The sequence below is a fragment of the Bacillus sp. 2B09 genome (assembly GCF_003946835.1).
Taxonomy (GTDB): Bacteria; Bacillota; Bacilli; order Bacillales; family Bacillaceae; genus Bacillus; species Bacillus altitudinis.
The window spans coordinates 784933-802773 of record NZ_RPSG01000001.1 but is presented as its reverse complement, the minus strand read 5'-3'; the positions used below and the strand labels follow the sequence as shown (position 1 = coordinate 802773).

Annotated in this window: 21 protein-coding genes; 16 read left to right on the top strand and 5 right to left on the bottom strand. The window is 40.9% G+C overall.

Annotation, left to right across the window (positions count from 1 at the left end; genetic code table 11):
- Positions 1-142: 142 nt before the first annotated feature.
- On the top strand, positions 143-1003 hold the full coding sequence (locus EBQ12_RS04135; protein WP_017366957.1) for an SDR family oxidoreductase: 861 nt from the start codon (positions 143-145) through the stop codon (positions 1001-1003).
- A 58-nt stretch (positions 1004-1061) separates the two neighbouring features.
- Here EBQ12_RS04135 and EBQ12_RS04130 read toward each other — a convergent pair whose 3' ends face one another.
- Complete coding sequence (locus EBQ12_RS04130; RefSeq protein WP_008348804.1) at positions 1062-1298, bottom strand: IDEAL domain-containing protein; 237 nt, start codon at positions 1296-1298, stop codon at positions 1062-1064.
- A 289-nt stretch (positions 1299-1587) separates the two neighbouring features.
- Here EBQ12_RS04130 and EBQ12_RS04125 point away from each other — a divergent pair, with 289 nt between their 5' ends.
- From EBQ12_RS04125 to EBQ12_RS04115, 3 genes are all read left to right on the top strand, one after another.
- The gene (locus tag EBQ12_RS04125; RefSeq protein ID WP_017366958.1) at positions 1588-2166 is read left to right on the top strand and encodes a competence protein ComK; all 579 of its coding nucleotides are present in this window, start codon (positions 1588-1590) and stop codon (positions 2164-2166) included.
- 143 nt (positions 2167-2309) lie between these two features.
- A complete protein-coding gene (locus EBQ12_RS04120; RefSeq protein WP_046526643.1) occupies positions 2310-3416 on the top strand; it encodes a D-TA family PLP-dependent enzyme in 1107 nt (368 codons plus the stop codon).
- Positions 3417-3717: 301 nt separating this feature from the next.
- On the top strand, positions 3718-4200 hold the full coding sequence (locus tag EBQ12_RS04115) for a hypothetical protein (RefSeq protein ID WP_017360234.1): 483 nt from the start codon (positions 3718-3720) through the stop codon (positions 4198-4200).
- Positions 4201-4230: 30 nt separating this feature from the next.
- On the opposite strand, the gene pdxR is transcribed toward EBQ12_RS04115, so the two are convergent.
- Positions 4231-5670: a MocR-like pyridoxine biosynthesis transcription factor PdxR gene (gene pdxR, locus EBQ12_RS04110; RefSeq protein ID WP_050827116.1), complete on the bottom strand. Its 1440-nt coding sequence runs from the start codon at positions 5668-5670 to the stop codon at positions 4231-4233.
- Positions 5671-5813: 143 nt separating this feature from the next.
- Here pdxR and EBQ12_RS04105 point away from each other — a divergent pair, with 143 nt between their 5' ends.
- The 7 genes from EBQ12_RS04105 to EBQ12_RS04070 all read left to right on the top strand — a co-directional run bounded on the left by EBQ12_RS04105 (position 5814) and on the right by EBQ12_RS04070 (position 12386).
- Complete coding sequence (locus tag EBQ12_RS04105; RefSeq protein WP_125589115.1) at positions 5814-6983, top strand: MFS transporter; 1170 nt, start codon at positions 5814-5816, stop codon at positions 6981-6983.
- A 62-nt stretch (positions 6984-7045) separates the two neighbouring features.
- Positions 7046-7324, top strand: coding sequence for a barstar family protein (locus tag EBQ12_RS04100; RefSeq protein WP_125589112.1), 279 nt, complete (start codon positions 7046-7048; stop codon positions 7322-7324).
- Between the two features lie 158 nt (positions 7325-7482).
- A complete protein-coding gene (locus EBQ12_RS04095) occupies positions 7483-8433 on the top strand; it encodes an ABC transporter permease (protein ID WP_125589110.1) in 951 nt (316 codons plus the stop codon).
- Positions 8426-9376, top strand: a complete 951-nt coding sequence (locus EBQ12_RS04090) for an iron chelate uptake ABC transporter family permease subunit (RefSeq protein WP_125589108.1) — start codon at positions 8426-8428, stop codon at positions 9374-9376. Before EBQ12_RS04095 ends, EBQ12_RS04090 begins: the two co-directional genes overlap by 8 nt.
- Positions 9367-10125: an iron ABC transporter ATP-binding protein gene (locus EBQ12_RS04085; RefSeq protein WP_081114757.1), complete on the top strand. Its 759-nt coding sequence runs from the start codon at positions 9367-9369 to the stop codon at positions 10123-10125. The genes EBQ12_RS04090 and EBQ12_RS04085 overlap by 10 nt, the downstream gene beginning before the upstream one ends.
- A gap of 22 nt (positions 10126-10147) precedes the next feature.
- Complete coding sequence (locus EBQ12_RS04080; RefSeq protein WP_125589106.1) at positions 10148-11092, top strand: siderophore ABC transporter substrate-binding protein; 945 nt, start codon at positions 10148-10150, stop codon at positions 11090-11092.
- A gap of 337 nt (positions 11093-11429) precedes the next feature.
- Positions 11430-12386, top strand: coding sequence for an LCP family protein (locus EBQ12_RS04070; protein ID WP_007499147.1), 957 nt, complete (start codon positions 11430-11432; stop codon positions 12384-12386).
- A gap of 34 nt (positions 12387-12420) precedes the next feature.
- Here the strand turns inward: EBQ12_RS04070 and EBQ12_RS04065 are convergent, their stop codons facing one another.
- Together EBQ12_RS04065 and EBQ12_RS04060 are read right to left on the bottom strand one after the other, a co-directional pair.
- Positions 12421-12855, bottom strand: a complete 435-nt coding sequence (locus tag EBQ12_RS04065; RefSeq protein WP_008348634.1) for a hypothetical protein — start codon at positions 12853-12855, stop codon at positions 12421-12423.
- Between the two features lie 86 nt (positions 12856-12941).
- Positions 12942-13304, bottom strand: coding sequence for a YhjD family protein (locus EBQ12_RS04060; protein ID WP_017360224.1), 363 nt, complete (start codon positions 13302-13304; stop codon positions 12942-12944).
- A gap of 159 nt (positions 13305-13463) precedes the next feature.
- Between EBQ12_RS04060 and EBQ12_RS04055 the strand changes: the two genes are divergently transcribed.
- Together EBQ12_RS04055 and lepB are read left to right on the top strand one after the other, a co-directional pair.
- The gene (locus EBQ12_RS04055; protein ID WP_017366969.1) at positions 13464-14081 is read left to right on the top strand and encodes a TVP38/TMEM64 family protein; all 618 of its coding nucleotides are present in this window, start codon (positions 13464-13466) and stop codon (positions 14079-14081) included.
- Positions 14081-14593, top strand: a complete 513-nt coding sequence (gene lepB / locus EBQ12_RS04050) for a signal peptidase I (protein ID WP_007499139.1) — start codon at positions 14081-14083, stop codon at positions 14591-14593. The genes EBQ12_RS04055 and lepB overlap by 1 nt, the downstream gene beginning before the upstream one ends.
- Before the next feature lie 35 nt (positions 14594-14628).
- Here the strand turns inward: lepB and EBQ12_RS04045 are convergent, their stop codons facing one another.
- The gene (locus EBQ12_RS04045; protein ID WP_048002596.1) at positions 14629-15771 is read right to left on the bottom strand and encodes an AbrB family transcriptional regulator; all 1143 of its coding nucleotides are present in this window, start codon (positions 15769-15771) and stop codon (positions 14629-14631) included.
- Between the two features lie 274 nt (positions 15772-16045).
- Between EBQ12_RS04045 and EBQ12_RS04040 the strand changes: the two genes are divergently transcribed.
- From EBQ12_RS04040 to EBQ12_RS04030, 3 genes are read left to right on the top strand one after another with little or no spacing between them, the layout of a single operon-like run.
- Positions 16046-16468, top strand: a complete 423-nt coding sequence (locus tag EBQ12_RS04040; protein ID WP_007499135.1) for a BlaI/MecI/CopY family transcriptional regulator — start codon at positions 16046-16048, stop codon at positions 16466-16468.
- Positions 16461-17300 (top strand): M56 family metallopeptidase, encoded by an 840-nt coding sequence (locus tag EBQ12_RS04035; protein WP_035392496.1) that lies wholly within the window; start codon positions 16461-16463, stop codon positions 17298-17300. Before EBQ12_RS04040 ends, EBQ12_RS04035 begins: the two co-directional genes overlap by 8 nt.
- A 57-nt stretch (positions 17301-17357) precedes the next feature.
- Positions 17358-17768, top strand: a complete 411-nt coding sequence (locus EBQ12_RS04030) for a DoxX family protein (RefSeq protein WP_008348626.1) — start codon at positions 17358-17360, stop codon at positions 17766-17768.
- The last annotated feature ends 73 nt before the right edge of the window (positions 17769-17841 follow it).

The window sequence follows — 17841 nt, the reverse complement described above, 5'->3', positions numbered from 1 at the left end:
GTTGTCGCCTCCAGTCACTTGTTGTGTATAATTTTTCCACGATGCTGAAAATCATACATTTTAGTGAAAACAAGAGCGAAATACATAAAAAAATGAGCAACACATAAAAATAAACGAGATAAAAAGGAAGGAGTGGACTGACGTGTCAACAAAGCAGCCAAAGAAAACGTTACCGCCTCAGCATCAGAACGAACGTCCAGGACTTGAATATAAAATGAACCCTAGACCTATCTTTGATCGAGAGGTGCAAGGCAAAAAGCTGACAGGGAAAACGGCGATTGTCACAGGTGGAGACAGCGGGATTGGACGAGCAGTATCTGTCTTATTTGCGAAAGAAGGAGCCAATGTAGCGATTGTTTATTTGAATGAACACCGTGATGCGGAAGAAACGAAGGACTATATTGAAAAAATGGGAGGCCGCGTCATCTTAATAGCAGGTGATCTAGGCGATGAAGCTTTTTCACACGAGGTCGTCAAACAAACAAAAGATGCTTTCGGTTCGATTGATATTTTGGTCAACAACGCAGGTGAACAGCATCCGCAAAAAAGCATTGAACAGATTACCTCTCACCAGCTTCTTCGGACATTTCAAACGAATATATTTGCCATGTTCTATTTAACAAAAGCGGTGCTCCCTCATTTAAAGAAAGGAAGCAGTATTATTAATACAGCATCGGTCACTGCTTATAAAGGTCATGAAACCTTAATTGATTATTCATCGACAAAAGGGGCGGTTGTAACGTTTACAAGATCATTATCTCTATCTCTGATTAAACAAGGGATTCGGGTAAATGGGGTAGCGCCTGGACCGATTTGGACACCGCTGATTCCATCCACATTTACGGAAAAGGAAGTGTCTGAATTTGGTGGAGATGTCCCAATGGAGCGGCCTGGTGAACCAGTAGAGTTAGCGCCGAGTTATTTATTTTTAGCGAGTGAAGACTCTTCTTATATAAATGGACAAATGATTCATGTGAATGGCGGAACCATATTAAATGGATAAAAACAAAAAACTTGCGGTAAAGAGACAAGTTTCTGTCTCTCTGCCGCAAGTAAAATCATCATGATTGATGTAAGCAGTGTTCTGCATATTGAGCTGACAGGTCATTAAAACGTTTTTCATCACGCTGATCTAGCGCCTTGTCAATCTCTTCTCTAAGGAAGGTTAAGCGCTGTTTATAAAGCGCCTCATCTAAAACCATTTGAATATAAATGTCTAAAATAGTAACGCCATTCTCTTCGGTTTTTTGGGTGTTGCGGGACTTCATGAGCTCAGCATACGTTTTTTTCTCTTTCATAAAGAATCCCCCCGATGCCTTTTTTATAGTATATGGATTGGCGGAGAAAAAATCAACAAGAATTTATAATTTTTAGACAATTTATTTTTGAGCCATATCGACACCCCTTGTCCAGTCGACAAGATGCGATATATCTTTAAAAATGGCTTTTAGATAGATCGAATGTACTAAAAAACATGATAAAAAGATAATTTTAAATAAATATTGAAAAAATCCTGTCGTTTCTTATACGTTGGTGATAGATTAATAGTATCTAAAATAACCAAAAATTAACACAGGAGGAAATGAAGTGTCAGGAATTAGTGAAACACCATTAGATTCATACGTCATTAATCAAACAACAATGGCGGTCCTTCCGGTTGAAGAAGGAAAACGAGTATATTCAAAAGTGATCGAAAGAGAGACAAGCTTTTATGTTGAATTAAAGCCGCTGCAAATTATAGAACGCAGTTGCAGGTTCTTTGGCTCAAGCTATGCAGGCAGAAAAGCGGGAACATATGAAGTAACAGGTATTTCCCACAAGCCTCCCATCGTGATTGACTCATCCAATCATCTGTATTTCTTCCCAACCTATTCATCCAACCGCCCTCAATGCGGATGGATCTCCCACAAATACATTCATATCTTTCAGGAATCATCCCTCGGAGACACGGTTGTTACTTTTACAAATGAGCAATCGGTCAAACTAGATGTCTCATATAAGTCATTTGAGAGTCAGGTACACCGAACAGCGTATCTCCGAACGAAATTTCAAGATCGACTTGATGGAGGTCTTCCTAAGAAACAAGAATTTATGCTGTATCCAAAGGAACAGCAGCTCAACCTTGTGTATGATTTTATCTTAAGAGAACTTCGTAATCGTTATTAGTGAGAGACCAGCGGCAGACAGCCGCTGGAATGCTTACCCATCGTCATCACTTTTTTGCAGAAAAAACCATTGATTATTATATAAAAAAATATATAATTTATCTATATCATATAATTTTTTATACAACGAAAGGGGTCATGGGGATGATGTATGAAGAACTGGATACGCCGGCACTACTCATTGATAAACGGGTGATGATGGAGAATGTAGCGGCGATGCAGCAATACGCAGACCGTCAGCATGTCAAATTGCGCCCTCATACGAAAACGCATAAAACGCCTGCACTTGCCAAGCTGCAGGAAGAGAAAGGTGCATCTGGCATTACGGTAGCGAAAGTAGGAGAGGCTGAAGTAATGGCAGCCCATGGGCTCAAGGATATTTTTATCGCCAATCAAATTGTAGGTGAGACTAAACTCAAGCGGATTCGTAAACTGGCAGAGTCGATACAGATTTCATTCGGTATAGATTGTGTTGAGCATGTGAAGCAGATTGAGCAAGTCTTTCGTGAATCAGAGAAAAAAGCGGAGGTTTTAATTGAGATAGAGGTTGGAGAAGGAAGGTCTGGTGTCATTGAAGAACGTGATTTCTGCCACATATTAGAGGCGATTCAAACAAGTGATGCCGTTCATTTAAAGGGGATTTTTTCTCATGATGGCCATACATATCAAGCGGAAAGTAAAGCACATTGCCGGACATTATACAAGGAGGCTGTAAATCGAACGCTCCGTTTTGCGCAGATTGCAGAAGAAGCTGGTATGCCGATAGAGGTCGTCAGTATTGGATCAACACCGCCATTTTTATTTCAATTTGATATCCCAAAAGGAGTCACAGAAATACGGCCAGGCACATACATCTTGATGGATGCTTCCCAGTCCAATGTAATCGGCACATATTCACATTGTGCAGCATCTGTGCTGACGACGGTCATTAGTAAACCGACAGAGCGCCGGGTGATTACAGATGTAGGGGCCAAGGGGCTGACGGCACAAACACGTACAAAAGGGCTGACCAAAACAGAGGGCTTAGGCAAAGTGAAAGAATATGATGATGTATTTGTTTCAAGCGTATTTGACGAGCATGCCATTATCTATCATGAAGGCTTTCGTCAAAGTGTACAGATCGGTGAGAAGGTGCAAATTATTCCGAATCACATCTGTCCTGCTGTGAATCTTCATGAAAAAGCATACCTCATTCAAGATGGCGAAGTGGTAGAAGAGCTGGAGATTGCTTGTAAAGGAAAGCTGCAATAAATGGGTAGGATCATAAAAGGCGCCGAAAGGGGTCTTTTTTATTGGAGAAAAAATGGCGAAGATGAATTAGATTGAAACCAAATGTGCCTTTCTCGTCGTCTATTGACTGTATCATCATGAAATGGCAGGGAAATGTGAACCATTAGAAGGATTTTCATTCATTTCCGCATAAATCACAGAAGTGATACATGCGGTCTGTTACAATAAAAATAAGTCATTTCTTGCAAGGTGTTCGTATGAGGTAAAAGTTGATCATATTTGACCGATATGAACAAATGGGAAAGAGAAATGGGGGCCGTGTATGAAAAAACGATGGCATTTGATGCTGCTATTTACCGTGACAGTGACACTACTCACGGCCTGCAATCAAGCAGGTCAGCCGCCTTCAAAACAAAACACAAAAGAAGCTGCGTATGAACAATGGGTTCAGCGTTATATGGATGAGTTAAATGAAGCATATGAAAACATGACCGATCAATTTATTTCGGATGGACATGGAAAAATTCAAGTCAATGACAAATTGACAAAAGCAACGAAAGCATTCGACCGTGTCATTCAAAAAGGGCTTACTCATCAAGAAGTGCCAGCTGTGTATCAAAAGGCAGACAAACAATTAAAGACAGGTCTTGCTTCATTTGAAAAAGGAATGAGCAAGGTAGAGCAGCTGTTGAAGCGTCCTGATCAAGAAAAGCTGTTTATGTCAGCCACTCAATATTTTCAAGATGGATTGCAAGAGACAGCCTCTTTCATTGAAGAAGTAGGAAACGTTCAGCAATCACAATGAAAAGCCTGGAAGAGAGACTTCCAGGCTTTTTTAGATGTGCAGTGTTTGCTTTAATCGGCGTACACCTTCTTGAATCATGGCTTCATCCGTACAGGCAAAACCAAGCAGCAACCCTTTCCTTTTGCTTTCATAACAATAGGGGCTTAATGGATAAATGCCGACACCTGCCGCTTTTGCGGCCTCAATCGTACCTTGTTCATCAAAGTCTGATGTTCCTTCCAAAAAGACGTGAAGGCCTGTATCGGTTCCATATAAACGGAAGTGTTTGTCAAAGTGATGTGTCAAAAGAGCATCCATCATCGCTGCCTGCCGTTTTTTATACACCTGTCTCATCCGCCTGACATATCGCGTAAACTCGCCTTCTCTGAAAAAAGAGGCAAGGGTGATTTGCTCCATGATCGGCAGCTGTCTTTGAATAAGTGATTGCAGTGCAGCGATTTCTTTGATGACTGCTTTGGAGCCGATGATGGCAGCAAGGCGGATGCCTGGTGCAAGCACCTTGGAAAAACTGACAATATAGATCACATGATCGGGTGCTTCTGAAAATAAAGAAGGAAGCGGTCCGCCATGATAACGATAATCCCCATCAAAATCATCTTCTAATATGTAAGATTGAGCCTTCGCAGCAAACTGCAACAGCTCCCGTCTTCTATTGACGCTCATACAGACACCGGTTGGCCGCTGATGAGAGGGCGTTACAGCGATCAGCTTTGTACGTTCTGGCAATGTATTCACCATCATTCCTTCTTCATCGACTGGTGCGGGGTAAATATTCATTTCGCGATGTAAAAAGGACAACCTAGCTCCAGGAAAACCAGGATCTTCAACAGCGACTGTATCTCCTTTTTTGAGCATGACTTGTGAAATCAAGTCAATGGCTTGTTGTGTTCCCCCTGTTAACACCATTTGGTCTTCTTCTATATCAATGCCGCGTTCAACGGATAAGTATTGGCGAATTTCTGAACGCACTTCCCATAATCCATGCGGAGAAGAATAGCCCCAATCTTTCATATTTAAACGCTGTAATGCTTTTAGAAGCGAGCGTTTCCATATGTTTTGAAAATGGTCGTCGATGGCTGGTTCTTGATGGCGGAAATCAATCTCAAGTGTGTCATGAAATTGATTGGCCGAGAGCCAGTGATCCATTTGTTTTTCAGCCTCGTCAAAGTGAGGTCTTGTCGGAAGTGCAAAAGGCGGTTCGTTTTGATGTGGGGGAGAAGCAGCATAGTGATCACTTGAAATGACCTTTGTTCCGCCTCTTCTAGAGGTGCTGACATAGCCTCTTGCCAGCAGTTCATCATAGGCAAGCTGTACGGTGGATCGAGATACGTTGAGCTCTTGTGCCAATACTCTTGTCGGAGTCAACTGATCATCAGGATTCAGTGTGTTTGTATGAATTTTTTGAATGATGCCATTGACGATTTGCTGCCAGAGCGGGGTAGAGCTGGAACGGTCTAAATGAATGTACACAGTGCACCTTCTTTCCTTTGTCATGTCATCATTGATGATGACATGGAATTATGGACTGGTCAATAGCTTCATTTTTGGATGTGGGAAGAAATCCAAATGATGTGTACACTGGTTCATATCATTTACACAGAGGAGAGAGTCCCATGATTCCTGCATCAAAAGAAGAAACAGCACAGCTATCCATGATTCCGTTTGTGTTCGTTTTATTTAGCCTTTTTATGATTACAACAGCAGTGAACCTGCAAGTCCCTCTTTATACGGAATATGCAGAGCAGGCAGGATACGGAAAGGCGTCAACAGCCCTTGTGTTTGCTGCGTATGTTTTCGGACTGATTCCAGTATTACTGTTACTTGGCGGCATGTCTGACCGGGCTGGACGAAAACCGATTTTATTGATCGCACTTTGTTTTTCATTATGTGCCACCCTGCTCATGATCGTGCATCCGACCATACAAATGCTCTTTGTCGCCCGGCTGCTGCAAGGAGTGGGACTTGGGTTAAGTGTTGGCACATGTACTGCCTACTTGATTGCTTTATATCCAGAGAAATCGGGCTGGATCCCAACGTTTATCGCATTATGCAGTTCAATTGGATTTGGAGGAGGTGCTCTTTTTACAGCGATTCTTTCTTTTGAGCGAGTGTCACTGACGCCTCTTAGCTATTGGATTGTGTTGGTCTTGATCATGTTGACGATTGTTGCTGTATTCTTTTTGGTGCCGCCTGTACAAGGGGATGCAAGTAAACCGCTCATGAACATGCCGAGGTTTCCAAAAGGAACAATGCCTGCGAACATAGCCATTGCTATCGCATGGTCTGTGTGCGGTCTTGTCATTTCGATTTTGCCAGCACAGCTTAAATTAAATGGCTATGAATTGTGGGTAGGCCCGGCGCTGTTTTTTATTAATATGGCAGGTGTTCTGATGCAGCCCTTTGTCCGAAAGATGAATAGCAGTGCAGCGCTTCGTATCGGTTTTATTTGTCTTCCGTGCGGATATGGCCTGCTGTTATTCGGTGCTAATAGCGGGTCTATATTCCTTGTCCTTGCTGGAACTCTTTTAGCGGGTACAGCTTGCTATGGATTTACTTACTTAGGCGGTCTCCAGCTGATTGTTGAGAAAGGGAAGAAGGAAGCGGCTAGAGCCGTTGCTGGGTATTACTTGTTTGCGTATCTAGGTCTTGGCATACCAAGTGTGTTCGTTGGTCTCTTTGCTGATATGTACGGTACTCAGACAGTGTTAACGCTCTTTTTCATGCTCGTGCTGGCTGCCTGTCTGATCTTGCTTAGTTTAAGTTTCACAGAGAGGCAAAAGTGAAATGGATTCTTTCTCTTTCCTCTCCAATTCGTTTAAAATAAAGACAGAAGAGGGGGAGGGAAATGAAAAAAGTACAGCTAAATGGTGCGATGTGCAGATCACAAGAGGAGCTTCATGATCAACTAAAAACAGTGTTACAACTTCCTGATCATTACGGGAAAAATCTTGATGCCCTTTGGGACTGTTTAACAGGAGAAGTGAGCTTGCCTATAGAGCTGACATGGATTCATTATCAAGCAAGCAAAGACGAGCTTGGTGATGATGCAGAGAATTTGCGGCAGTTATTTCAAGAGGCTGAAGAGGAACTGCAAGGGCAGTTTCAATTGAATATTGAAGCGTAAAAAAGCAGCTGATCCTAAAAGCTGTTTTTTTATGCGGTTTTCACCCTTTCTCATTCTACTATTGAATATTTCACTAAATATGATAATATATGAACTGCCGTTAATTGATAATGATAATCATTTGTGGCAGAGAGCTTGATAGAAAGTGTGAACCCTGTATGAAGTTGTACCAATTAAGTTTGTTGTTTGTGTGTTTGGCATGTGCGTCGCTGTTTGTCGGAGTACAGGACCTGTCTCTTTTACAGTTGTTTCATCTATCAGATGAACAAATGAACACCTTATTTTCAAGTCGCATCCCGCGGCTGATGAGTATTGTGCTTGCTGGCATGAGCCTGAGCTTATGCGGTTTTATCATGCAAAGCATGACGAGAAATAAATTTGTCTCTCCAACGACTGCAGGAACAATGGATTGGGCCAAGCTGGGTATTTTAACCGCCATGCTTGTTTTTACACAAGCAAGCCCGCTGATGAAAATGGTGATTGCGTTTTTATTTACGTTAGCTGGCAATCTATTATTCTTAAAAATTCTACGCCATATTAAGGTGAACGATACGATCTACGTACCGTTAGTCGGCTTAATGTTTGGCGGAATTGTTAGTTCAATTTCCACGTTTATAGCCTATAAATATGATTTGATCCAAAACGTATCCGCATGGCTGCAAGGGGATTTTTCTCTTATTGTTCAGGGGCGTTATGAACTGCTCTATGTGAGTGTTCCTCTATTGATCATCGCGTATTTATATGCTGACCGCTTTACAGTGGCTGGTATGGGTGAGAGCTTTGCCGTCAATTTAGGTTTAACGTATAAACGTGTCATGGCAGTTGGTTTGGTGATTGTTTCGATGATTACTTCTGTAACGATTTTGACTGTTGGCATGCTACCTTTCCTCGGCTTAATCATTCCGAATATTGTATCGATCTACCGAGGGGATCACTTGAAAAAGAGCCTGCCGCATACGGCTTTATTAGGGGCCATTTTTGTGCTCATATGTGACGTGCTCGGACGGGTGATCATTTATCCATATGAAATATCTGTCGGGCTTATGGTCGGCATCATTGGAAGTGCGATCTTCCTGTACATGTTATTAAGGAGGAAGCGCTATGCATAAGATACGAACATTATTTCTCATTGCAGCCATTGCAGCCGTATTCGTTGTCATCTTCGTCACCTTTCAAATGGGGTACTGGGAGTACACAGTGCCGAGCCGTTTAAAAAAGGTGCTTGCCATGACTTTGACAGGAGGCGCGATTGCCTTTTCCTCTGTTGTGTTTCAAACATTGACCAATAACCGAATCTTAACGCCAAGCATTTTAGGGTTAGACGCGCTTTACTTGTTTTTGCAAACGGCGATTATTTATCTTTTTGGATCGACCAATTTGATGATCGCGAATAAGAACCTGAATTTCTTTCTCTGCGTTGGATTAATGATTCTGTTTTCTGTGCTGCTCTATACGGTCATGTTCAAGCGCAAAAACAAGCATATTTTCTTACTCCTGCTTGTCGGGATTGTGTTTGGAACATTGTTCAAAAGTCTTTCTTCCTTTATGGAAATGCTCATTGACCCGAATGAATACCAAGTCGTACAGGACAAGTCCTTTGCCAGCTTTAATCACATGAACACAGATATTTTACTCTTCGCTTCTCTTTTATTTGCGGTACTTTGTCTTTATATATGGACCTTCCGCGCGAAATTAGATGTCATGTCGTTAGGAAAGGAACAGGCTGTGAATCTCGGGATTGACTATGACAGGATCACAAAAAAGATGCTGATCGTCATTGCCGTCCTTGTTTCTATTGCGACGGCCCTCGTCGGCCCAATTACGTTTCTTGGCTTACTCGTTGTAAATGTGGCAAGAGAGCTGTTTCGTACATATCGGCACACGTACTTGCTATTAGGCTCGTTTTTCATTAGTGTCATTGCGCTTGTAGGCGGGGAATTTCTTGTGGAAAAGGTATTTACGTTTCAAACACCGCTTAGTGTGCTAATTGATTTAGTCGGCGGACTGTATTTTATTTATCTACTTTTAAAGGAGAGTCGTTCATGGTCGTGATGAAGGGAGTCAGTAAGACATATAACGGAAAAACAGTGCTTCACGAAACAACTGTCAGTGTAAAAAAAGGACAGCTGACCTCTCTCATTGGTCCAAATGGCGCAGGCAAAAGTACGCTTTTGTCCATCATGAGCCGCCTGATTCAACCTGATACTGGGGAAGCTTGTTTAGAGGACAAACCTTATCGTGCCTACTCTCCTCAGGAGCTTGCGAAAAAAATGAGCATCTTGAAGCAGTCGAACCACATGAGTGTGCGTCTGACCGTTCGTGAGCTTGTCAGCTTTGGCCGCTTTCCTTACTCTCAAGGCCGCTTGACAAAAGAAGATGAGAACATGATTGATGTGTCGCTTCAATACATGAGACTCGTCGAAATCCAGCATCAATATTTAGATGAACTAAGCGGCGGACAAAGGCAGAGAGCCTTTATTGCCATGGTGCTGGCTCAGGATACGGATTATATTTTCTTAGATGAGCCTTTAAACAATTTAGATATGAACCATTCAGTTGAAATGATGAAGCTGTTTCAGCAGCTCGTGAAAGATCTTGGAAAAACGATTGTTGTTGTTCTCCATGATATTAACTTTGCATCTGTCTATTCAGATCACATCGTCGCCTTAAAAGAGGGTCAGGTGGTCAAAGAAGGAAGCGTTGATGAAGTGATTCAAACAGAAGCACTTGAACACATTTATGACATGCGCATACCGATCGAAGTCATTCGTGGTGAGCGTATTTGCTTATATTTTTCTTGAAAAAATGAAGAGGTGATCAATCATGAAAAAATGGATTTGGATGATAACAGTATTAACAGCGATTGCTGTCCTTGCTGCCTGTGGTAACCAAGGAAAAACAGCGGGAACGAATGAGGAAACCGTAACAGTAAAGGATATGTTGAATAAAGACGGTGTGAAGATCAAGAAAAACCCGAAAAAAGTCGTCGTTTTTGATATGGGAAGTCTCGATACACTTGATAAGCTTGGTGTCAACGTGACAGCCTTACCAAAACAAGTGATTCCTCACTATTTATCTAAATATGAAAGTGACAAATATGAGAATGTCGGCGGGTTAAAAGAGCCAAACTTTGAGAAAATTGCAGAGATGAAGCCTGACTTGATCATTATTCAGCACCGTCAAGCAGATGCATTTGATGAATTTTCTAAAATTGCTCCGACGATTTATATGGATGTAGATAACGCAAACTATATGGAATCATTTAAAAAGAATGCTGAAACATTAGGAAAGATTTTTGATAAGGAAGACAAAGTCAAAAAAGAACTTTCTGCCATTGACCAAAAAGTGGCTTCATTAAAGAAACAAGCCAAAGAGTTAAAGAAAAATGGACTCGTCATTATGGCGAACGACAGCAAAATGACGGCATTTGGTCCTAAGTCAAGATATGGTCTGATTCATGATGTATTTGGGATTACACCAGCAGATCAAAAGCTAGAGCCATCTGATAAACATGGACAAAGCATTTCGTATGAGTATATGGTCAAAACGAACCCAGATTACTTATTTGTCGTGGATCGCGGCGCGGCAATTGGAGAAGAAACGTCTGCGAAACAGCTTGTTGAAAATGATTATGTGAAATCAGTCAAAGCGGTTAAAAACAATCATGTGGTGTATTTAAACTCTGACATGTGGTATTTAGCAGGCGGCGGCCTTGAATCATTGAATGCGATGATTGATGAAGTGAAAAAAGGAATTGAACAAAAGTAATGGTTGAAAAGCTGCTCATTTTGAGCAGCTTCAGCGTGTAGACAAACCCTCGCATTCGGTGTCAGTCCTGCGTGCTGGTGCTCACGAATGTGAAATTCGCTCCGCGCCAGTACTCGTCCTTCCTAGACTGCAAAGGTTTTCTATCACGATGAAAAGAAGACAAAGGGCTAAAATCAAGTTCATTTTAGCCCTTTGTCAGCAATCTGAAGCTGCTCATTTTGAGCAGATTTTTTATTGTGGATACATAAAAATATGTTGCATGCAGGAAACTTTCATCAAAATATGTTATAGTGGAACCTACATTGTGAGACTAAGATAGAGTGAGGGTTCGGAAAGGATGAAGGAGAAAACAAGATCAAAAAGAAGGCTAAGACCTTGGGTGAAAGTCGTGCTGTTTATCATGGCATTTGTCATGATCATGGCAGTATCTGTCACAGGATACGCATACTATAAAATTTCAAAAGCGTCGAATAAAGCGCAAGTATCTTTAGAAAGAGGAGAGACCTCGCAAAAGCGTGTGAAAGCTTTTGATCCAGGAAAGGATAGCTTTTCGGTGCTGCTCTTAGGGATTGACAGCCGTCCAGGTGAAACGGTAGACGAAGCAAGAAGTGATGCGGTCTTACTGGCGACGGTGAATCGAACAGACAAAACGATCAAGCTCCTAAGTATTCCTCGTGATTCTTATGTTGATATACCGGGGAGAGGATATGATAAAATTGCTCACGCCCATGCGTTTGGGAGTGCAGATTTATCAGTCAAAACGGTAGAGAATTTGTTAAACATCCCGGTAGACTATGTGATTGCAGGAAACTTTAAGGCGTTTCAAGACATTGTCGATGAGCTAAATGGAATTGACGTAACGATTGAAGATGAAGGCATTGCAAAACAAATGGAAAAGGATTCAAAAGGAAAAGTTCATGTGGAAACAGGCACGCATACGCTCAGTGGTGAAGAAGCATTAGCGTTTGTGAGAACGAGAAAGGCAGATAGTGATCTCATGCGCGGAAAGCGCCAAATGGAAGCACTTCAAGCCATCTTTGAAAAATCCAAATCCATTTCTTCCATACCGTCTTATGACAACATCATTGATACACTTGGGGATAACGTCTCCACCAATTTATCCATGAAGCAGTTGATCGGTCTATTCCCTTTACTGAGTTCATTAAAATCAGTGGATACCATTCAGTTAAAAGGGCACGATTACCAGCCTGGGAATGTGTATTACTTTGAGTTAGATGGACCAGGATTAGAAGAAGTGAGACAAGAGCTGAGAAAACAGCTCGAATTGTCATAATGGAGAAAGAGCCTGCCACTGTGGCAGGCTGTTTTTAATAATAGAGGGTTGCAGGCATCGTTGGGTACCACACACCATTTAAAGCAAGCGCCCAGCCATACACCTTTTGACCTGATTCAATCTTGTCCTTTACCGAAGTGAGCGCTTCGTATGAAGAGACTTGATAAGCCTGTCCGGTTTTTTTAGCGACAATGACCGATAGAATATTGTCATTGAATACACTTGGCTCTTCGTCCGTACTCGTCCAAGCAATTCGATTATAGTAATTCATGTTAAAAGGATTTTCGAGTGCTTTCACTTCAAACTTCACTCGTTTTCCAACGATAGAAACCGTTGTATAGGCTACACTTGTTATTTGTGCAGATGTTGCTGGGGCTTGTTTTCCTGTTTGCAGTGGTTCTAATGCTGACACTGTGCTTGGCACAAGTAATCCTGCTGCTAAGGTGAGTGCTGTTATTTTTTTGAACATTAGTTTTTAACCTCCTAATTTTTGGTATAATAATCAATTCGCCAAAAACTGAAGAGTTCCTTCTATAAATGTAAAATATAACCATATTATTTTCCTGAATGGAGGAAATAATGGGTGAGCATTTCTTCTACACGATGACGTATACGGGGATTAAAATATTTATGCTTTTCTTCATAGCCATTGATCAGAAATAAATATGTCGTAAATCCTTCATCGTGTTCAATTTGCTGTACGTTCATTTTTTCTTTACGCAACTGTTGTTTCAGTTGATAAAGGGCTTTTTGTGCTTCTTTTAATGAAGAGGTGACTAGCTGAATATATGGTTCATTTAGTTTGAATGTTTGATGTTTTTTAAGGTACGTCAAATCACGATTGAGGATGGAGATGACCATTGGAAGAAAGATGGCTTGTTCCATCATCTGAAGTTGTACGCTTGATAATCTCGTCATGTCCATGCCTGCTTTCTTTATATATAGAACATTTGTTCTTATTTATTATATCGGATGAGTTAAAAAATCTCAAGGGGGGGCTGAGAGGGATTCATTTGTATATTTTTATGTTTTCCATGTAAAATGAAAGATAGACAAACCTTGAAGGAGTCAAACAAGTTGCCATTATTTCTTTCTATATTTACTCATGAAAATATCACATCATTTTTTGAAAGCTACAAGGCTTTTGGACCCATTGTGGCTATATTACTCCCTTTAATAGAAGCATTTCTACCGTTTTTACCTCTCGTGGCATTTGCGGTGGCCAATGCAAATGCTTTTGGGCTATGGGAAGGCTTTTTATTGACCTGGATTGGTGCAAGTGCAGGGTCTATCCTTGTCTTTTTACTGATCAGAAAATTTGGACAGATGAGGATGTTGAACTTTATTAGCAGACACCCTTCTATTCAAAAGCTAATGCTTTGGGTTGAAAAGCGGGGATTTGGTCCGTTGTTTATTTTACTCTGCTTTCCTTTTACACCGTCTGCTGCAGTTAATGTCGTAGCAGGTCTATCAAGAATCAGCGTCTGGCAGTTCTCATTAGCTGCTTTATCAGGGAAGTGTGTCATGCTCTTTATTATTAGTTTTATCGGCTATGACATTTCAGCTTTAGTAAAGAATCCGTTAAGAAGTGTTTTTGCGGTTCTAGTCATTGCTTTATTATGGTATGTTGGAAAGAGAGTAGAAAATAGGTTGAATATTCGGATGAGTCAGCGTGAGGACAAAGGAGGCTCTTAATGAAAAAGAAGCCATTGCTATGGTTCATGATTATTACATGCATCGTCTTGTTGTTCCAAGTAAAGAATTTCATGTTTGTCACGTACAAAGTAGAAGGGGTTAGTATGGACCCGACATTTACAGATGGAACAGAATTATTAATTAACAAGTTCTCGCCAAAACTCACGAAAATTAGCCGGTTTGACTATGTATTATTTCATGGCCCTAAAAATCAAATCTTGATCAAACGGGTCATTGGGCTTCCAGGAGAAACAATCAAATATGAAGATGATCAACTGTTTGTTGATGGTGTAAAGTGGAAAGAGCCGTATTTAAAAGAGCAGAAAAAACATAAAATGGGCAACGTCCTAACAGGTGATTTTCAGCTGAAAGCCATCACCGGTCGTCAGAACATACAAAACAATCATTACTTCGTGATCGGAGATAATCGAATACATAGCTTTGACAGCCGGCATTTTGGAACCATCTCAAAGGATCAAGTAGTCGGTGTAAAAAGGAATCATGATGAATAAAAAAGAGCCGCTCTGCATAAGTAGAGCGGCTTTTTCTATTTAGCGGTTTTATAATCAGTCTGTCTTTTTGCCCAGACATGATGTAAGAAACGAAAAAACGGTGGCAGCATGGCGATGACCAAAATAATTCTGACGACTTGTACAGCCACAACAAAGGTGGAATCCTCATGAAGTGTAACAGCTGTTGTGGCCATTTCTGCAATACCGCCAGGCGAAAAAGCAAGAATGGCCGTAATGACAGAAATACCTGTTATTTCTGCAATGGCAATTGAACTGAGAACGGTCGCAGCAATCAATCCGGCTGAGCTGACGACGGCCACAATCAAGGTATTTTTTAACCCGACAAACATTTGTTTATTCATTTTTGACCCGATGGTTGCCCCTAGAAATACCTGTGACGCAATGTTCGCTTGGGCTGGCCAGTAAGGAATCAAATCATGACCTGTCAAGGCGCCTGCCCCTACTTGGAGAGCTGCCACACCTAACATACTGCCGATGAGCCAAGGGGCGGGAAAGTGAAGACGCACGGCTAGGCGTGACATCAGCCATGCCCCTAAAATGAGTGCAGCAGTCCAAGAAATGTTTGATATTGTGAAAACGCCTGATGAGAAGGCGCTGCCTTGGGCGACTACCACATCTGATTGGCTTTTTGTATTTAAATAAAATACCGTAAATGGAATGGTCAGTACGACCATTAACACACGTATCGTTTGTACGAGACTCACTACAGCTGTATTTGCTCCAACCTCTTGGGCGATGCCCGGCATAGCGGAAAGACCGCCGGGGGCAGTGCCGACAAAGCTAGTCAGCATATCTGTTTTACTCAGCTTCCATAAGACAAACCCGGAGAGCATGGCTAATAAAATAGAAAAGACGAGCATGAAACTCACGGGAAGCCAATTTTCAGCGAAAATGTGAAGGACTTTCATGTTCATTTTTTGTCCTAGTTCGATTCCGAGAATGAATTGACCAAGGAGTAGCCATCTGCTGTGAATACGTAAGGTATTCTTTCCTTTACGCTGAAACAGGGCGGGACGGCGCAGGGCAATAAATGCAGCTGTCATTAATGTGCCAATCATCCAGCCGATAGACATCCCTGTTAGAGATAAAAGGAATCCACCTAAACCGCTTACCGCAATCAAAATGAGATCGGTTCGAAGGCTGTTTCCTTGCTTCATCACGTATAAACCTTCTTCCTGTATATTTGTTCAGTAAGTGAAATGTTGTTATCTTCACTATAATACAAAAGTCTCTATAAATAAAATACGAATTTTTTTAGTATTTTCATAAGATTATCTTATGGTTAACTCTGTTAGAAAAAATTGTTTTTGATATAAATGTCATATAATTTTTGTCAAAAACAAATACAATATACAACGATTTTCCCCTATTTTTGTTATCGGTTGACTATCATTTTCAATTACACTACAATGCTTAGTGTGAGGTGATGACATGAAAATTCCTTCTTTTAAATATAATGAAAAGGGATTGAACCGCTTTTTCGGTCCTTTAGAAGGAAGGATTATGGAGATCCTTTATCAAGGTGAGGATATGCCGATTAAAGAGGTACAGCAGAAGCTGTCAGATGAGAAGCCAATTAATTTCAACACGGTCATGACGGTACTCAATCGATTAACCGAAAAAGGAATTGTGGAAAAGAAAACAAAAGGGCGTTCATCTATCTATAACCCTGTTTTAACAAAAGAAGAATTTTTAAATGAGCAAACGAAATGGATTACTCAAGGACTGATGGATGATTTCGGCCCCCTTGCAGTCAATCATATGGTGGACGCAATTGAAAGTGCTGATCCTGAATTACTGAAGGTACTCGAAGCAAGGCTTGCATCCAAAAAAGAGGAGAAACGACATGATTAAAATGAAGTCGAGTCTGCTGTTTTTAGGCGGTATATTGATTGGCTTAGTGATCTTTTACCAGATGGGCTATTATGTACTCTCAAGTTTTTTTGGCTGGAATCAAGCATATAACCTGATCCATGTGTGTCAATCTGTTCTCGAATTTTATGGATTCACTCCGTTAAAGTATTTTCTGGATGCGTTCGTCTTGTATACGCTTGGTTTTGCCGTTTTCTATATGACGAAGCAGGTCAGAAAGTATCTTCATTTCAAAAGAAATATGATGATGGCAGTCGATCAACATTCAACGCAAAGTCTATCAGACAAGTATAGAAATGAGATCATTGTGTTTCATTGCCATGAACCGCTTGCTTTCGCAATGGGGATGCTTCGGCCAAAAGTGTATCTCTCAACAGCGCTTATAGACATACTGGATGAAGGAGAAATCGATGCTGTTGTCTATCACGAATTACATCACAAATACAGCTACGATCCTTTAAAGACTTTCACTTTCTCTATGCTCACAAAAGTGATTTGGTACATTCCTGTGTTAAAGCATATGAGACAAAGTTACTCCGTTTTTCGTGAAGTCATTGCAGATGACTATGCCATTCAGCAGACAGGGACTGAGCTTGGAGTAGGGCAAGCCCTTTTGAAACTCATTAAAAATAGAACCCAGTTTCAAAAACAAACGAAATTTGCCGTGTCCTTTGGAGATAGAGCATTGAATTTAAGAATCCAAAAAATCTTAAACCCAACATACAACATACCGTTCAATGTACCACTTATCCCAATTGTGACATCAACCATCCTCATGTTGGTCTTAATGATTATGCTCAACTTAAATTACTAATTTTTTTTACGAATGAACATTACATGATGTAGTGTAAAAATGGGAGGAAATCACTATATGAAAACAAATCAAGAAATAGGAACACTTTTTGTACGCGTCATCTTAGGCATTATTTTCTTTTTACATGGACTTCAAGCATATCAAGGTGGACTAGGAGGCACTGCGGCATTTTTTGGTCAAATTGGTGTTCCTGAATTTATGGCCTATATTGTCAAAACAATTGAACTGGTTGGTGGAATTGCCCTGATTCTAGGTTTAGGCACACGTCTTTTCGCAGCTTTATTTGTGCCAATTATGGCTGTAGCCATTATCACAGTTGGTTTTGCAAGAGGATTTGTGGGCGGTTATGAATTTGAACTTTCTTTAATGGTCATGGCGCTTTACTTGACACTTAGTGGCAGCAAGATGCTTTCGATTGATGGATTGTTAAAACAACAGCAACAAAGCAATGAAGCAAAATTTCATTAAATAACAAAAAACTCCTTCTGCGATTTGTAGCAGAGGAGTTTTTTTATGGTCAAAAGGTCGTTTTATCATTAAA

What these genes read in the sequence shown, in the direction of transcription:
- EBQ12_RS04105 (WP_125589115.1), top strand. Translation starts at nt 5,814, where the DNA reads ATGATTCCTGCATCAAAAGAAGAAACAGCACAGCTATCCATGATTCCG.
- EBQ12_RS04090 (WP_125589108.1), top strand. Translation starts at nt 8,426, where the DNA reads ATGCATAAGATACGAACATTATTTCTCATTGCAGCCATTGCAGCCGTA.
- EBQ12_RS04070 (WP_007499147.1), top strand. Translation starts at nt 11,430, where the DNA reads ATGAAGGAGAAAACAAGATCAAAAAGAAGGCTAAGACCTTGGGTGAAA.
- EBQ12_RS04030 (WP_008348626.1), top strand. Translation starts at nt 17,358, where the DNA reads ATGAAAACAAATCAAGAAATAGGAACACTTTTTGTACGCGTCATCTTA.
- EBQ12_RS04100 (WP_125589112.1), top strand. Translation starts at nt 7,046, where the DNA reads ATGAAAAAAGTACAGCTAAATGGTGCGATGTGCAGATCACAAGAGGAG.
- EBQ12_RS04040 (WP_007499135.1), top strand. Translation starts at nt 16,046, where the DNA reads ATGAAAATTCCTTCTTTTAAATATAATGAAAAGGGATTGAACCGCTTT.
- lepB (WP_007499139.1), top strand. Translation starts at nt 14,081, where the DNA reads ATGAAAAAGAAGCCATTGCTATGGTTCATGATTATTACATGCATCGTC.
- EBQ12_RS04060 (WP_017360224.1), bottom strand. Translation starts at nt 13,304, where the DNA reads ATGACGAGATTATCAAGCGTACAACTTCAGATGATGGAACAAGCCATC.
- EBQ12_RS04065 (WP_008348634.1), bottom strand. Translation starts at nt 12,855, where the DNA reads ATGTTCAAAAAAATAACAGCACTCACCTTAGCAGCAGGATTACTTGTG.
- EBQ12_RS04080 (WP_125589106.1), top strand. Translation starts at nt 10,148, where the DNA reads ATGAAAAAATGGATTTGGATGATAACAGTATTAACAGCGATTGCTGTC.
- EBQ12_RS04035 (WP_035392496.1), top strand. Translation starts at nt 16,461, where the DNA reads ATGATTAAAATGAAGTCGAGTCTGCTGTTTTTAGGCGGTATATTGATT.
- EBQ12_RS04130 (WP_008348804.1), bottom strand. Translation starts at nt 1,298, where the DNA reads ATGAAAGAGAAAAAAACGTATGCTGAGCTCATGAAGTCCCGCAACACC.
- EBQ12_RS04045 (WP_048002596.1), bottom strand. Translation starts at nt 15,771, where the DNA reads ATGAAGCAAGGAAACAGCCTTCGAACCGATCTCATTTTGATTGCGGTA.
- EBQ12_RS04120 (WP_046526643.1), top strand. Translation starts at nt 2,310, where the DNA reads ATGATGTATGAAGAACTGGATACGCCGGCACTACTCATTGATAAACGG.
- EBQ12_RS04115 (WP_017360234.1), top strand. Translation starts at nt 3,718, where the DNA reads ATGAAAAAACGATGGCATTTGATGCTGCTATTTACCGTGACAGTGACA.
- EBQ12_RS04085 (WP_081114757.1), top strand. Translation starts at nt 9,367, where the DNA reads ATGGTCGTGATGAAGGGAGTCAGTAAGACATATAACGGAAAAACAGTG.
- EBQ12_RS04095 (WP_125589110.1), top strand. Translation starts at nt 7,483, where the DNA reads ATGAAGTTGTACCAATTAAGTTTGTTGTTTGTGTGTTTGGCATGTGCG.